The sequence below is a fragment of the Streptomyces sp. TAA486 genome (assembly GCF_000426165.1).
Genome location: NZ_AUEV01000007.1, coordinates 365,247 through 379,529, shown reverse-complemented (window position 1 = coordinate 379,529; position 14,283 = coordinate 365,247). Strand labels below are relative to the sequence as shown.

The 14,283-nt window shown below is 68.4% G+C and carries 13 protein-coding genes; 10 read left to right on the top strand and 3 right to left on the bottom strand.

The window, feature by feature from the left end:
- Positions 1–230 precede the first annotated feature (230 nt).
- The gene (locus I004_RS0112505) at positions 231–464 is read right to left on the bottom strand and encodes a hypothetical protein (protein WP_037975853.1); all 234 of its coding nucleotides are present in this window, start codon (positions 462–464) and stop codon (positions 231–233) included.
- A 139-nt stretch (positions 465–603) separates the two neighbouring features.
- Here I004_RS0112505 and I004_RS0112500 point away from each other — a divergent pair, with 139 nt between their 5' ends.
- Complete coding sequence (locus tag I004_RS0112500; protein ID WP_028435776.1) at positions 604–1,578, top strand: carbohydrate kinase family protein; 975 nt, start codon at positions 604–606, stop codon at positions 1,576–1,578.
- 80 nt (positions 1,579–1,658) lie between these two features.
- Here the strand turns inward: I004_RS0112500 and I004_RS0112495 are convergent, their stop codons facing one another.
- Positions 1,659–3,122, bottom strand: coding sequence for a cysteine desulfurase/sulfurtransferase TusA family protein (locus I004_RS0112495; protein WP_028435775.1), 1,464 nt, complete (start codon positions 3,120–3,122; stop codon positions 1,659–1,661).
- A gap of 233 nt (positions 3,123–3,355) precedes the next feature.
- On the opposite strand from I004_RS0112495, the gene ctaC reads away from it, so the two are divergent.
- The 4 genes from ctaC to I004_RS0112475 all read left to right on the top strand — a co-directional run bounded on the left by ctaC (position 3,356) and on the right by I004_RS0112475 (position 7,878).
- Positions 3,356–4,348, top strand: a complete 993-nt coding sequence (ctaC, locus tag I004_RS0112490) for an aa3-type cytochrome oxidase subunit II (protein ID WP_486579963.1) — start codon at positions 3,356–3,358, stop codon at positions 4,346–4,348.
- The gene (gene ctaD, locus I004_RS0112485; RefSeq protein WP_028435773.1) at positions 4,345–6,072 is read left to right on the top strand and encodes an aa3-type cytochrome oxidase subunit I; all 1,728 of its coding nucleotides are present in this window, start codon (positions 4,345–4,347) and stop codon (positions 6,070–6,072) included. Before ctaC ends, ctaD begins: the two co-directional genes overlap by 4 nt.
- Positions 6,069–6,467 (top strand): cytochrome c oxidase subunit 4, encoded by a 399-nt coding sequence (locus I004_RS0112480; protein WP_028435772.1) that lies wholly within the window; start codon positions 6,069–6,071, stop codon positions 6,465–6,467. Before ctaD ends, I004_RS0112480 begins: the two co-directional genes overlap by 4 nt.
- Before the next feature lie 208 nt (positions 6,468–6,675).
- On the top strand, positions 6,676–7,878 hold the full coding sequence (locus tag I004_RS0112475) for an Ig-like domain-containing protein (RefSeq protein ID WP_037976053.1): 1,203 nt from the start codon (positions 6,676–6,678) through the stop codon (positions 7,876–7,878).
- A 59-nt stretch (positions 7,879–7,937) separates the two neighbouring features.
- On the opposite strand, the gene I004_RS0112470 is transcribed toward I004_RS0112475, so the two are convergent.
- Positions 7,938–8,354, bottom strand: a complete 417-nt coding sequence (locus I004_RS0112470) for a hypothetical protein (RefSeq protein WP_028435770.1) — start codon at positions 8,352–8,354, stop codon at positions 7,938–7,940.
- Positions 8,355–8,543: 189 nt separating this feature from the next.
- On the opposite strand from I004_RS0112470, the gene ctaE reads away from it, so the two are divergent.
- The 5 genes from ctaE (at position 8,544) to trpD (ending at position 14,201) form a co-directional block, all read left to right on the top strand.
- Positions 8,544–9,164, top strand: a complete 621-nt coding sequence (gene ctaE, locus I004_RS0112465) for an aa3-type cytochrome oxidase subunit III (RefSeq protein ID WP_028435769.1) — start codon at positions 8,544–8,546, stop codon at positions 9,162–9,164.
- 93 nt (positions 9,165–9,257) lie between these two features.
- Entirely contained in the window at positions 9,258–10,070 is an 813-nt protein-coding gene (gene qcrC, locus I004_RS0112460) for a cytochrome bc1 complex diheme cytochrome c subunit (RefSeq protein ID WP_028435768.1), read from the top strand.
- Positions 10,067–11,134: a cytochrome bc1 complex Rieske iron-sulfur subunit gene (gene qcrA, locus I004_RS0112455; RefSeq protein WP_037975848.1), complete on the top strand. Its 1,068-nt coding sequence runs from the start codon at positions 10,067–10,069 to the stop codon at positions 11,132–11,134. Before qcrC ends, qcrA begins: the two co-directional genes overlap by 4 nt.
- Positions 11,131–12,765 carry a cytochrome bc1 complex cytochrome b subunit gene (gene qcrB / locus I004_RS0112450; RefSeq protein WP_028435766.1) on the top strand — a complete coding sequence of 545 codons (1,635 nt, stop codon included), beginning with the start codon at positions 11,131–11,133 and terminating at the stop codon, positions 12,763–12,765. The genes qcrA and qcrB overlap by 4 nt, the downstream gene beginning before the upstream one ends.
- Positions 12,766–13,076: 311 nt before the next feature.
- Positions 13,077–14,201, top strand: a complete 1,125-nt coding sequence (gene trpD, locus I004_RS0112445; protein ID WP_078511067.1) for an anthranilate phosphoribosyltransferase — start codon at positions 13,077–13,079, stop codon at positions 14,199–14,201.
- Positions 14,202–14,283: the final 82 nt, after the last annotated feature.

The window sequence follows — 14,283 nt, the reverse complement described above, 5'->3', positions numbered from 1 at the left end:
CGCCCGCCCCTGCCGACGAGTGGACCGCGATGGCACAACTGGGACGGAGCCGGAGCCCCGCAGGTTCCCGGAATCTCAGTGATGCGCGCCGGCCCGTACGTCGCGTACGTCGGGTCGGCGCGGCAGTCAGCGCATGAGCACGTGGCGCAAATCAGTCCATGGGGAGCGGCGGTTGGGCCGTTGCGCGGGCCGGGGAGGTGAGCCCCTGCGGCCCTGCGGGCCGCCACCACTCACCAGACGCCGTACTCGGACATGCCCTCCAGCACGCGGGCGGAGGCCGCGGGAACCCGGACCCCATGAAGCGCTTCGTAGGACGCCGGAGCCACAGCCGCGGCGCCCGGATCAGCGGGAATGTGCAGGGCCCATGCGGGCTCCGTCCAGTGCGGCGCCATGCGGGCGCAGTCACCCAGCAGTTCGTCCATCGACTCGGGGTCTGCGGCCGTGCGCCGCGTGAGGTTCCGCATGGGTCCGACGCTACGCAGCAGGTGAGGGCGCCTGGAAGGCCCTACTATCTGGTAGTTCCGTCCTGTTCGGTTGAGCGGGGGGAGCAGGTAGCGTGATGGTGCCATCCGACAGCGTCCTCCGACAGGAGCAGATTTCGCCGTGCGTATCGCAGTCACCGGCTCCATCGCGAATGACCACCTGATGACGTTCCCTGGGCGGTTCGCCGACCAGTTCGTCGCCGACCAGTTGCACACCGTCTCGCTCTCCTTCCTCGTCGACTCGCTCGAGATCCGGCGTGGCGGCGTGGGCGCCAACATCGCCTTCGGCATGGGGCAGCTGGGAGCGAACCCGATCCTGGTCGGCGCCGCGGGCGAGGATTTCGAGGAGTACCGAGCCTGGCTCGACAGGCACGGCGTGGACACCGAGTCCGTCCACATCTCCGAGCTGCGGCACACAGCCCGCTTCGTATGCACCACCGACGAGGCGCACAACCAGATCGGCTCCTTCTACACCGGAGCCATGAGCGAGGCCCGCCAGATCGAGCTGCAGACCGTCGCCGAGCGCGTCGGCGGCCTCGACCTCGTCTGCATCAGCGCCGACGACCCCGAGGCGATGACCCGGCACACCGAGGAGTGCCGCAAGCGGGGCATCCCCTTCGCGGCGGACTTCTCGCAGCAGATCGCGCGCATGGGGGGCGAGGACATCCGCGCCCTCATGGAGGGCGCCACGTACCTCTTCTCGAACGAGTACGAGAAGGAGCTCATCGAGACCAAGACCGGCTGGAGCGACAAGGAGATACTCGCCAAGGTCGGTACCCGGGTCGTCACGCTCGGCGCCAAGGGCGTCCGCATCGAGCGCGAGGGCGAGGAGCCCATCGTGGTCGGTGTGCCCAAGGAGGAGGCCAAGGCCGACCCCACCGGCGTCGGCGACGCCTTCCGCGCGGGCTTCCTCTCGGGCCTCGCCTGGGGCGTGAGCCTGGAGCGCGCCGCTCAGATCGGCTGCATGGTGGCCACCCTCGTCATCGAGACAGTGGGCACGCAGGAGTACGAGCTGAAGCGGGCGCACTTCATGGAGCGCTTCACGACGCAGTACGGCGAGGAGGCGGCCGCCGAGGTCGCCGCCCATCTGAAGTGACCCACTGAGGCATTCGTCATGCGAAGGGCGGGGCGGCACAGGCCGCCCCGCCCTTCGCGGTACGTGCCGCCCGCACGCGGTCAGTCGAGCCGGCGCACCCTGAACTCGCTGCCGTCGGCGCCCAGATACTCCTGTCCCCGCATCTCGCACCAGGCGGGGATGTCGACACGGGCCGCCTCGTCGTCCGCCAGGACCGTGATCACACCGCCCACCGGCACGTCGCCGATCGCCTTCGCGAGTTCGATCACCGGCAGCGGGCACAGACAACCGAGCGCGTCCACCGTCACTCGGGAGGGCTCGGAAGGCGCGGTGCGCTCCTCTTCCGCCGCCTCTTCTCGAGGCCCGCCCACGTCGTCCGGCTTCTGCGCGCCGCCCCCGGACTCCTCCGGTTCCGCCAACGGCCCGACCGGCGCGCCCAGTTGCCCGCGGACCTCACGTACCGCTTCGGGGAGCACCTCCAGGAAGCGCTCCACGTCCTCCTCCACCGAAGGCCCCGGCACGGGCGGCAGCGACAGACGGATGTTGCCCTCCGAGAGCACCCCCATCGCACGTAGCACATGACTCGGCGTCAGCGTGCTCGACGTGCAAGACGAACCCGAGGAGACCGAGAAGCCCAGCCGGTCGAGGGCGTGCAGCAGGGCTTCACCGTCCACGTAGAGGCAGGAGAAGGTCACCAGGTTCGGCAGCCGCCGCACGGGATCGCCGACGACCTCGACGTCCGGGACCAGTTCGGGTACCCGCGCTCGCACCCTGTCGATCAGCACGCGCAGCCGTTCCGACGCCGCGTCCGCCTCGGCACGCACGGCGCGCAGCGACGCCGCCGCGGCCACGATCGCCGGGATGTTCTCGAACCCGGCGGAGCGCCCCGACTCCCGCTCGTCGGTGGGCGGCGGCGCCGCGAAGCGCACACCCTTGCGGACGGCCAGCAGCCCCACACCGGCCGGCCCGCCCCACTTGTGCGCGCTGCCCGCCAGCAGCGACCAGCCCTCGCCGGCCCGCCCCCAGGCCAGGGACTGCGCCGCGTCGACGAGGAGCGGGACCCCGGCGCCCAAACACAGCCCGGCCACGTCCGTCACCGGCTGCTCGGTGCCCACCTCGTGGTTGGCGGACTGCAGACAGGCCAGCGCGGTGTCCTCCCCGAGCGCTGCCGCGAAGTCCGCCGCGGCCACCCTCCCCGCACGGTCGACGGGCACCTCGGTCACCGTGCCGCCCGCGGCCTCGTGGGCGGCGGCCGCGTGCAGCACAGCGGAGTGCTCCACGGCGGAGACGACCAGCCGCCCTCCCGCACGGCGGCGCCCCGCGAGCGCGCCCGCGATGCCGGTGTGCAGGGCACGGGCACCCGATGGAGTGAAAACCAGCTCGTCCGGACGGCATCCGACCGCCTCGGCGGCCGTCTCTCGCGCGGCGTCCAGGAGCATCCGCGCCCTCCGTCCCTCGCGGTGCAGACGTGCGGGATCCGCCCATCCCTCGTCCAGCGAGGCGATCAGCGCCTCACGGGCGACGGGGTGCAGGGGCGCGGAGGACGCGGCGTCGAAATAGGGCACGGGGGAACGCTAACGCGCCGGCCCCGCACCGGGCGTCCGGCGCCCGACGAGGCGCCACAGGGCGCCTGTTGAGGGGCCTGCGGCGCGTTGGGGACCCTCCCCGCGAGGCCCCGAGAACGGTCCAGTAAGGTTTGCCCCGCATAAACATCAAACCCCTGCCCGCGCCAGGGGCCGCGCCCGACCAGCAACGGCCGAGCCGGCATGGGCGGGCGAGACTCTCGGGAAGGCGCTACGTGAGTCCCAACGGCTCCGACCTCCCCCACCGCCCGCCGGGCGTGGGCGGTACCCCCATGCGGCGCCCGATGCGGCGGAAGCTGCAGCAGGCGTTTGCCGCGGGCCTGGTCCTGGCTACCGCTACCGGTTGCACATACAAGGACTTCCCCCGCCTCGGTATGCCCACCCCGGTCACGGATGAGGCTCCGCGGATCCTCTCCCTGTGGCAGGGATCCTGGGCGGCAGCGCTCGCCGTGGGCGTTCTGGTCTGGGGACTCATCCTGTGGAGCGTCCTCTTCCACCGTCGATCGAGGACCAAGGTCGAGGTCCCTCCGCAGACCCGGTACAACATGCCGATCGAGGCCCTGTACACGGTGGTCCCGATCATCATCGTGGCGGTGCTCTTCTACTTCACCGCGCGGGACGAGACCAAGCTCCTCGCGACGTCGAAGAAGCCCGACCACGTCGTCAACGTGGTGGGCTTCCAGTGGAGCTGGGGCTTCAACTACATCGAGGACGTGGACGGCAAGCCCTCCACCTCGAACACAGGCGACAAGGAACTCTCCGCCATCCCCGACCGGATGAGGACGACGTTCCCCAAGGGGGCCGACGGCGTCTACACCGTCGGGACGCCCGCCGAGCGCAACCCGCAGACCAACAACCCGGGTCCCACGCTCTGGCTGCCCAAGGGCGAGACGGTGCAGTTCATCCTCACCTCCCGCGACGTCATCCACTCCTTCTGGCCGGTGCCGTTCCTCATGAAGCAGGATGTGCTCCCCGGTCACGTCAACCGCTTCGAGGTGACTCCCAGCAAGGAGGGCACCTACGTTGGCAAGTGCGCCGAACTGTGCGGCGTCGACCACTCCCGGATGCTCTTCAACGTGAAGGTCGTTTCACCGGAGCGTTTCCAGAAGCATCTGAAGGACCTGGCCAAGAAGGGCCAGACCGGCTACATCCCGTCGGGCACCGCCACCACCGGCGACGCCAGGAATGCGGAGACGAATAACCCGTGAGCATCCTCAACGAACCCAAGGGTGCCGCCGCGACGGCCGAGGCAGCACCGCCCGTACGGCAGAAGACGCCCGGCGCCATGCTGGTCGACTGGGCCACCACGACCGACCACAAGAAGATCGGGACGCTGTACTTTGTCACGTCCTTCGCCTTCTTCCTCTTCGGCGGCGTGATGGCGCTGTTCATGCGTGCCGAACTCGCCCGGCCCGGCATCCAGGTCATGTCGAGTGAGCAGTTCAACCAGGCGTTCACCATGCACGGCACGATCATGCTGCTGATGTTCGCCACCCCGCTGTTCGCCGGTTTCGCGAACTGGATCATGCCGCTTCAGATCGGCTCGCCCGATGTGGCCTTCCCGCGGCTGAACATGCTGGCGTACTGGCTGTACCTCTTCGGTTCGCTCATCGCGGTCGGCGGTTTCCTCACGCCGTCCGGCGCCGCGGACTTCGGCTGGTTCGCCTACTCGCCGCTCTCGGACGCGGTCCGCTCGCCGGGCATGGGCGCCGACCTGTGGATCATGGGCCTCGCGCTCTCCGGCTTCGGCACCATCCTCGGTTCGGTCAACTTCATCACCACGATCATCTGCATGCGCGCACCCGGCATGACCATGTTCCGGATGCCGATCTTCACGTGGAACGTGCTGCTCACCGGTGTTCTGGTGCTGCTGGCCTTCCCGGTGCTCGCCGCGGCTCTGCTCGCGCTGGAGGCGGACCGCGAGTTCGGGGCGCACATCTTCGACTCGGCCAACGGCGGGGCGTTGCTGTGGCAGCACCTGTTCTGGTTCTTCGGCCATCCCGAGGTGTACATCATCGCGTTGCCGTTCTTCGGCATCATCTCCGAAGTCATCCCGGTCTTCAGCCGCAAGCCGATGTTCGGGTACATCAGCCTCATCGGTGCCACGATCGCCATCGCGGGCCTCTCGGCGACCGTCTGGGCGCACCACATGTACGTCACGGGCGGGGTGTTGCTGCCCTTCTTCGCCTTCATGACGTTCCTGATCGCGGTGCCGACGGGCGTGAAGTTCTTCAACTGGATCGGCACGATGTGGAAGGGCTCGCTGTCGTTCGAGACGCCGATGCTCTGGTCGATCGGCTTCCTCGTCACGTTCCTCTTCGGCGGTCTGACCGGCGTCATCCTGGCCGCGCCGCCGATGGACTTCCACGTCTCCGACTCCTACTTCGTGGTGGCGCACTTCCACTACGTCGTCTTCGGGACGGTCGTCTTCGCGATGTTCGCCGGATTCCACTTCTGGTGGCCGAAGTTCACGGGGAAGATCCTCGACGAGCGGCTCGGCAAGATCACCTTCTGGACGCTGTTCATCGGCTTCCACGGCACCTTCCTCGTCCAGCACTGGCTGGGTGCCGAGGGCATGCCGCGCCGCTACGCCGACTATCTGGCCGCGGACGGCTTCACCGCCCTGAACACGGTCTCGACGATCAGCTCCTTCGTGCTGGGGCTCTCGGTCCTGCCGTTCCTCTACAACGTCTGGAAGACGGCCAAGTACGGCAAGAAGGTCGAGACCGACGACCCATGGGGCTACGGCCGCTCCCTCGAATGGGCGACGAGCTGCCCGCCCCCGCGGCACAACTTCCTCCAGCTGCCGCGCATCCGTTCCGAGTCGCCGGCGTTCGATCTGCACTACCCCGAGGTCGCGGCTCTCGACCAGCTCGGCGAGCAGCAGGCTGCCGACCGGACGCTGGTCGGCCGTAAGGAGGACTCGAAGTGAAGATCCAGGGCAAGATGTTCATCGGCCTGGCCGTCTTCCTGCTCGCCACGGCGATCGTCTACGGCGCCTGGTCGAAGGAGCCGGTCGGCACGACCGGGCTGTTCCTCGCCTTCGGTCTGGCGGTGATGATCGGCTACTACCTCGCCTTCACCGCCCGCCGTGTGGACGTCGGCGCGCAGGACAACAAGGAGGCCGAGGTCGCGGACGACGCCGGCGAGGTCGGGTTCTTCAGCCCGCACAGCTGGCAGCCGCTCGCCCTCGGGCTCGGTGCGGCCTTCGGATTCCTGGGCGTGGCCTTCGGATGGTGGCTGGTGTTCGTCTCGGCGCCGCTGCTCTTCGTCGGCCTCTTCGGCTGGGTCTTCGAGTACTACCACGGCGAGAATCGCACTCAGTGAGGCTCCAGGCCGGGCCTCGCACTCGGTGAGGCTCGCGGCTGAAGCAGTCTGCAAATGGGTCGGCCCCCGGTGATCACCGGGGGCCGACCCATTTGCATGCGCCCAAGAGGCCCTGAATCGCGACAGTTCCTACCTTGGGCCTATGAATCACTCTTCGAACAGGACGAAGCGCCGGTTCTCAGCCGGCTGTGCCCTCACCCTCATACCGATGGCTGTCGGGCTGACCTCGTGCAGTGTCGGCAGCGACGGGAACCCCCTCGCAGGTGCCCCGTACGACGCCAGCAACCAGATTTCCGTCAGCGCGGGCGAGGAGGGGGCGGTCGTGGACCCCTCCCAGCCCCTCGAGGTGACCGCCACGGGCGACGAAGGACGGATAGCCGACGTGACCGCCGTCGACACCGCGGGACGCTTCCTCAGCGGCAAGCTCTCCGAGGACGGCAAGCGCTGGCGGAGCACGACCGGCCTCGCCGCGGGTGTCCGCTACACCGTCCGCATCAGCACCGAGAACGGCTCCGGTGAGCAGGGGCGCCGGACGCTGAACTTCCAGACCAAGCCCGCACACGCGAAGCGGCTCGGAGTGACCTTCGGGCCCGACAGCGGCACCTACGGCGTGGGCCAGCCCATCACCGCCGAGCTGAGCCACAAGGTCAAGGGCGCCAAGCAGCGCAAGCTCGTCGAAGGCGCGCTCACCGTGAAGTCCTCCCCGCACGTCGAGGGGGCCTGGCACTGGGTGGACAGCAAGGAGCTCCACTACCGTCCGAAGGAGTACTGGCCCGCACACTCGACCATCAGTGTCAGCTCGCGCCTGAAAGGCCTGAAGGTGCGCGACGGCCTCTACGGGGACAAGGCCAAGTCCGTCAAGCTGAAGACCGGCGACCGGGTGGAGGCCCTGGCGGACGCGTCGGGTCTGTCCATGAAGTTCAGCAAGAACGGCAAGGTCATCAAGGAGATCCCGATCACCACCGGCAAGGCCGGGTTCGAGACCCGCAACGGCACCAAGGTGATCCTGGGCCGGGAGTCGTTCGTACGGATGCGGAGCGGCAGCGTCGGCATCGGCGGCGGCGAGTCCTACGACCTGGGCGTCCACTGGGCCTCGCGGCTCACCTGGAGCGGCGAGTACGTGCACGCCGCCCCGTGGTCCTCCGGCTCGCACGGCGTCTCCAACAGCAGCCACGGCTGCACCGGCATGAGCACGGAGAACGCCCAGTGGTTCTTCGAGAACGTGCGGAACGGCGTCCCCGTCAAGTACGTCAACTCCGACGGCGAGACCATGCCAGCCTTCGGCAACGGCTTCGGTGACTGGAACCTGTCCTGGGCGAAGTGGAAGAAGGGCAGCGCGCTGCTGCGCGGCTCCCACGGCCAGGACGCCGCTTCCGCGACCGGAGTGAACAGGCTGCGCCCGCAGGTCTGACCTCGTCCGGGCCGTCAGGGGCCCGGACGACAACCAGCAGGGGGCTCAGACCGGGGGGATCAGAGAGGCTGCACCTGCGCAGACGCCCCGTCGCTTTCACGGAGAAGCCCCGCCAGGGCGCCCGCGAGGGCGACAGGGTCGATGGGATGCGAGACGGCGGCCTCCGCACGGCTCCAGGAGGCCAGCCAGGCGTCCTGCGGGCGTCCGATCAGCAGCAGCACAGGGGGGCAGTCGAAGATCTCGTCCTTGATCTGCCGGCACACGCCCATGCCGCCCGCCGGTGCCGTCTCCCCGTCGAGCACGCACACGTCGATGCGGTGCTTCTCCAGCGTGGAGAGGACCGCGGGGAGCGTCGCGCACTCCACGTACTCCACGGGCGGCACGTCCGCGGCGGGACGGCGGCCGGCGGCGAGCCGCACCTGCTCGCGGGTGTCGGTGTTGTCGCTGTAGACCAGCACCGTGGCGGTCGGCTGCATCGTTCCTCCGCTGGACGTCTCGCTCGTGATCACGTGGCGGCAAGGAGCCGCTGCGCGGATGTTACTCCCTCGCCACGCTCGTCAACACCGCTTCGTGTGCCCCGGGGAGAGGCTTGTTTGAGCTGGACACACTGCCTGGACACACCGAACGGCACCCCGGGAGTAAGGGCCTTAGGAGCGACCGACATAATGTCGGTCGTGGCGACAGCAACAGCAGTAGAAACCGGGCACGCGCACCCGTCGGTCAACAGGCCGAACCTCACCAGCGTCGGAACGATCATCTGGCTGAGTTCCGAGTTGATGTTCTTCGCGGCCCTCTTCGCGATGTACTTCACCCTTCGGTCCGTGACGGGTGCGGACTTCTGGAAGGAACATGCCGACGCGCTGAACGTGCCCTTCTCGGCGGCGAACACCACGATCCTGGTGCTCTCCTCGCTCACCTGTCAGCTCGGTGTCTTTGCGGCCGAGCGCGGTGACGTGAAGAAGCTGCGGGGCTGGTTCATCATCACCTTCGTCATGGGTGCGATCTTCATCGGCGGCCAGATCTTCGAGTACACGGAGCTGGTGGAGAAGGACGGCATCTCGCTCTCCTCGGATCCCTACGGTTCGGTGTTCTACCTGACCACCGGCTTCCACGGGATGCACGTCACGGGTGGTCTGATCGCGTTCCTGCTCCTGCTCGGCAGGACGTACGCGGCCAGGCGCTTCACGCATCAGCAGGCCACTGCAGCCATCGTCGTGTCCTACTACTGGCACTTCGTCGATGTCGTCTGGATCGGCCTCTTCGCCACGATCTACCTGATCAAGTAGCTGATCGGGCGCCGGTGCGCGCGAGCGTGCGCCGGGCAGTGACAGACACAAGCACAAGCATCGACGCAGAAGATCCTGACACCGGGGTAATCCGTGAAAAAGCTCTCCGCACGACGGCGCCATCCGCTGGCGGCGCTCGTCGTTCTCATCTTCGCGCTGGCGGCCACCGGGGGGCTGTACGCCGCGTTCGCTCCCGCAGGTGAAGCGAAGGCCGAACAGTCGTCGAGCCAGTCCCTCGCCATCGAGGAGGGCAAGAGGCTCTACGACGTGGGCTGTTCCAGCTGCCACGGAACCGGCGGCCAGGGCAGCAGCGACGGCCCCAGCCTGGTGGGCGTCGGCTCCGCCGCCGTGGACTTCCAGGTCGGGACCGGCCGGATGCCCGCGCAGCAGCCGGGCGCCCAGGTGCCGAAGAAGAAGAGGATCTACAGCGAGCACGAGACGGACCAGCTCGCCGCCTACGTCGCCTCGTTGGGCTCCGGTCCGATCAAGCCCACCAAGAGCCAGTACGACCCGAGCGGCGCCGACGTCGCCAACGGCGGTCAGCTCTTCCGTACGAACTGCGCCCAGTGCCACAATTTCACCGGTGAGGGCGGGGCGCTCACGCACGGCAAGTACGCGCCGGGTCTCAGCGATGTCGACCCCAAGCATGTCTACGAGGCCATGCAGACCGGCCCGCAGAACATGCCTTCCTTCCCGGACAAGGTGTTGCCCGAGCAGGAGAAGCGGGACATCGCCGCGTACCTGAAGACGGTGAACAGCAAGGAGTCCGAGAACCCCGGTGGTTACAAGCTGGGCGGCCTGGGTCCCGTCATCGAGGGCCTGTTCGCCTGGATCTTCGGCCTCGGCGTCCTCATCCTCGTCGCCATCTGGGTCGCAGCTCGGACCGCAAAGGCCAAGAAGTCATGAGCGAGACTGGATCACACGAGAACGTGTCTGAGAAGAACCTGCCGACCGAGCAGCAGAACGGCCACGGTGCCGTGGCCGTAGCGGACGATCCGTTCGCCGACCCGGGCCTCCCGCCGCACGAGCCGCGGATCCAGGACATGGACGAGCGCGCCGCCAAGCGCTCCGAGCGCGTCGTGGCGATGCTCTTCACGACCTCGATGCTGGCCACGCTCGGCTTCATCGCGAGCTTCGTGCTCATCCCGGTCGACAAGATCATCTACGTCTGGCCGGCCGGGCGCATCGGCGCACTGAACTTCGCGCTGGGAATGACGCTCGGCGTCGCTCTCTTCTGCATCGGCGCGGGCGCGGTCCACTGGGCACGCACCCTGATGTCGGACCACGAACTGGTCGACGAGCGGCACGCCGTCTCCGCCGAGCCGGAGACCCGCGCGAAGGTCATGGAGGACTTCGCGCGGGGCGCCAAGGAGTCCGGTCTCGGCCGCCGTTCGCTCATCCGCAAGACCATGTTCGGCGCGCTGACCCTCGTGCCGCTCTCCGGTGTCGTACTCCTGCGCGACCTCGGGCCGCTGCCGGAGGACAAGCTGGAGCACACGCTGTGGTCCAAGGGCAAGCTCCTGGTGAACGAGAACACCCAGGAGCCCCTGCGCCCCGAGGACATCACCGTCGGCTCGCTCACCTTCGCCCTGCCCGAGGGCCTGGAGGAGGAGGACGAGGACTTCCAGCAGGAGATCGCCAAGGCGGCCCTGATGCTGGTCCGGCTCGAGCCCGACGACATCAAGGACAAGCGGGAGTTGGACTGGTCCCACGAGGGGATCGTCGCCTACTCCAAGATCTGCACCCACGTCGGCTGTCCTGTCAGCCTCTACGAGCAGCAGACGCACCACGTGCTCTGCCCGTGCCACCAGTCGACCTTCGACCTGTCGGACGGTGCACGAGTGATCTTCGGTCCGGCGGGCCATGCGCTGCCGCAGCTGAAGATCAGCGTCAACAACGACGGATTCCTCGAAGCGCTGGGCGACTTCGAAGAACCCGTGGGCCCGGCCTACTGGGAGCGTCGAGCATGAGTACAGCAACCGAGACCACCGCCCCGAAGCGCAAGGCACCCGCCGGCGAGCGGGTCGCGGACTGGGCCGACGGCCGCCTGGGCATCTACACCCTGGCCAAGGCCAACATGCGCAAGATCTTCCCGGACCACTGGTCCTTCATGCTGGGTGAGGTCGCGCTCTACAGCTTCATCATCATCATCCTGACCGGCGTGTATCTGACGTTGTTCTTCCACCCGTCGATGAACGAGGTGGAGTACCACGGCAGTTACGTGCCGATGCAGGGCGTGCGGATGTCGGAGGCGTTCGCCTCCACACTGGACATCAGCTTCGACGTCCGCGGCGGTCTGCTCGTCCGGCAGATCCACCACTGGGCGGCGCTGATCTTCCTCGGCGCGATGTTCGTGCACATGATGCGTGTCTTCTTCACCGGCGCCTTCCGCAAGCCGCGCGAGATCAACTGGTTGTTCGGCTTCCTGCTGTTCGTGCTGGGCATGTTCACCGGCTTCACCGGCTACTCCCTGCCGGACGACCTGCTCTCGGGCACCGGCGTGAGGTTCATGGAGGGCGCGATCCTCTCCATGCCGATCATCGGCACCTACATGTCGATGTTCCTCTTCGGCGGAGAGTTCCCCGGGCACGATTTCGTCGCGCGGTTCTTCTCGGTCCACGTGCTGCTGCTGCCAGGGATCATGCTGGGCCTGCTCGTGGCGCATCTGATCCTGGTCTTCTACCACAAGCACACGCAGTTCGCCGGTCCCGGCCGTACGAACAAGAACGTGGTCGGAATGCCGCTGCTGCCCGTCTACATGGCCAAGGCAGGAGGCTTCTTCTTCCTCGTCTTCGGCGTCATCTCCGCCATCTCCGCGGCCTTCACCGTCAACCCGATCTGGGTGCTCGGCCCGTACAGGCCGGACCAGGTGTCGACCAACGCGCAGCCCGACTGGTACATGGGCTTCTCCGAGGGGCTGATCCGCATCATGCCCGGCTGGGAGATCCATCTGTGGGGCCACACGCTTGCGATGGGCGTATTCATCCCGCTGATGGTCTTCCCGCTGGTGCTGGCGGCGATCGCCGTCTATCCGTTCATCGAGTCGTGGGTGACGGGCGACAAACGCGAGCACCACATCGCCGACCGGCCCCGCAACGCCCCGACGCGTACGGCCTTCGGCGCGGCCTGGATCGCCTGGTACACGGTGATGCTGATCGGCGGCGGCAACGACCTGGTGGCCACGCACTTCGACCTGTCGATCAACTCGATCACATGGTTCGTGCGGATCGCCTTCTTCGTTGTGCCGGTGGTCGTCTTCTTCATCACCCGGCGCGCGTGCCTCGGGCTCCAGCGCCGCGACAAGGAGAAGGTGCTGCACGGGCGCGAGTCCGGCATCATCAAGCGGCTCCCGCACGGTGAGTTCATCGAGGTGCACGAGCAACTCTCCCAGGAGCAGCTGCACACGCTCACCTCGCACGAGCAGCACAAGCCGTACGAGGTCGGTCCGGAGACGGACGAGAACGGCGTCCAGCGGAAGGTCGGCCGCGGGCAGAAGCTGCGCGCCCGGCTCTCCAAGGGCTACTACGGCGAGCAGGCGCAGATCCCCAAGCCGACCGCCGAGGAGTACAAGGAGCTCACGAGCGGCCACGGCCACCACTGAGCCGCCGCGGCGCCGCCGGGTGCGGGCCGTGCAGCCACGGACGAGGGGCCGGGCTTCCCGAGTGGGAGCCCGGCCCTTCGCGTGTGTCCGTGTCCGCCCGGTGGCCCGCGCCGCGCGCCGGCCTCGACCCGCGCGTGCCCGACGGAGGTCCTGGCCGGGGACGGGTGCCGCTAGGGTGGGGACTGGCCGGGCCCTGATGCCGGGCCGTCCCCCACGCCGCACTCCCGCATGCCGGCCGCCGGTGCACCCGGTGATCCGGCCGGGACCCGGGTGCGTGGGCCCCAACCGAACCGATGACCTCAGGAGGGACCATGAGTGCCGTTCCGTCTGCCGGCTCTCCCTCCCCCAGTGCCTCCGGCCTGGGCGGTACCCCCACGAGAGCCTCCGGCCTGGGAGCTACCGCCGGGGGTCCGAAAACCTGGCCGGACGTACTGACGTCGCTGCTCGCCGGTGAGGATCTCAGCGCCGACGCCACCGCGTGGGCGATGGACAACATCATGCGAGGCGAGGCCACCGACGCACAGATCGCCGGTTTCGCGGTGGCGTTGCGGGCCAAGGGCGAGACGGTCGGGGAGATCTCGGGTCTCGTACGTGCGATGTACGCCCACGCCAACGTGATCGAGGTGCCCGGCCGGACCGTCGACATCGTCGGTACGGGCGGTGACAGGGCCCGTACGGTCAACATCTCCACGATGTCCGCGATCGTCGTCGCCGGATGCGGGGCGAAGGTCGTCAAGCACGGCAACCGCGCCGCCTCCAGCGCGAGCGGAGCCACGGACGTGCTGGAAAAGCTGGGCGTCAACCTGGAGTTGAGCCCGCAGCGTGTGGCCGAGGTGGCCTCGGAGGCGGGGATCACCTTCTGCTTCGCCGTGAAGTTCCACCCGTCGCTGCGCCATGTGGCCAACGCACGGGGCGAGTTGGGCATCCCCACATCGTTCAACTTCCTGGGCCCGCTGACGAATCCCGCGCGTGTAGGAGCTCAGGCGACGGGCGTCGCCAATCCCCGCATGGCGCCCATCATGGCCGGTGTGCTGGCCGAACGCGGTTCGTCCGCCCTTGTCTTCCGCGGCGACGACGGGCTGGACGAGCTGACGACCACCGCCACGTCCACGGTGTGGGTCGTACGGGACGGTGCGGTGCGCCAGGAGTCCTTCGACCCGCGTGACGTCGGCCTCGACATCGTGCCGGTCGAGGCGCTGCGCGGCGCCGACGCCGCCTACAACGCCGATGTGGCCCGCGCTCTGCTGGACGGTGAGCACGGCCCGGTGCGGGACGCCGTGCTGCTCAACTCCGCCGCGGCACTCGTCGCGCTCGAACCGGGAGACGCCCCGCTGACTGAGCAGATCCGTGCGGCGATGGACAGGGCGGCCGAATCGGTCGACAGCGGCGCCGCGCGTGCCGCGCTGGACCGCTGGGTGACGGCCAGCCACATGTGACACCGGAGTGCCGCGGCGGCTCCTCCACCCGCGCCTCCAGCCCGGGTGGTACCCCATAGCTGTCCGGGATACGGACGGCGGG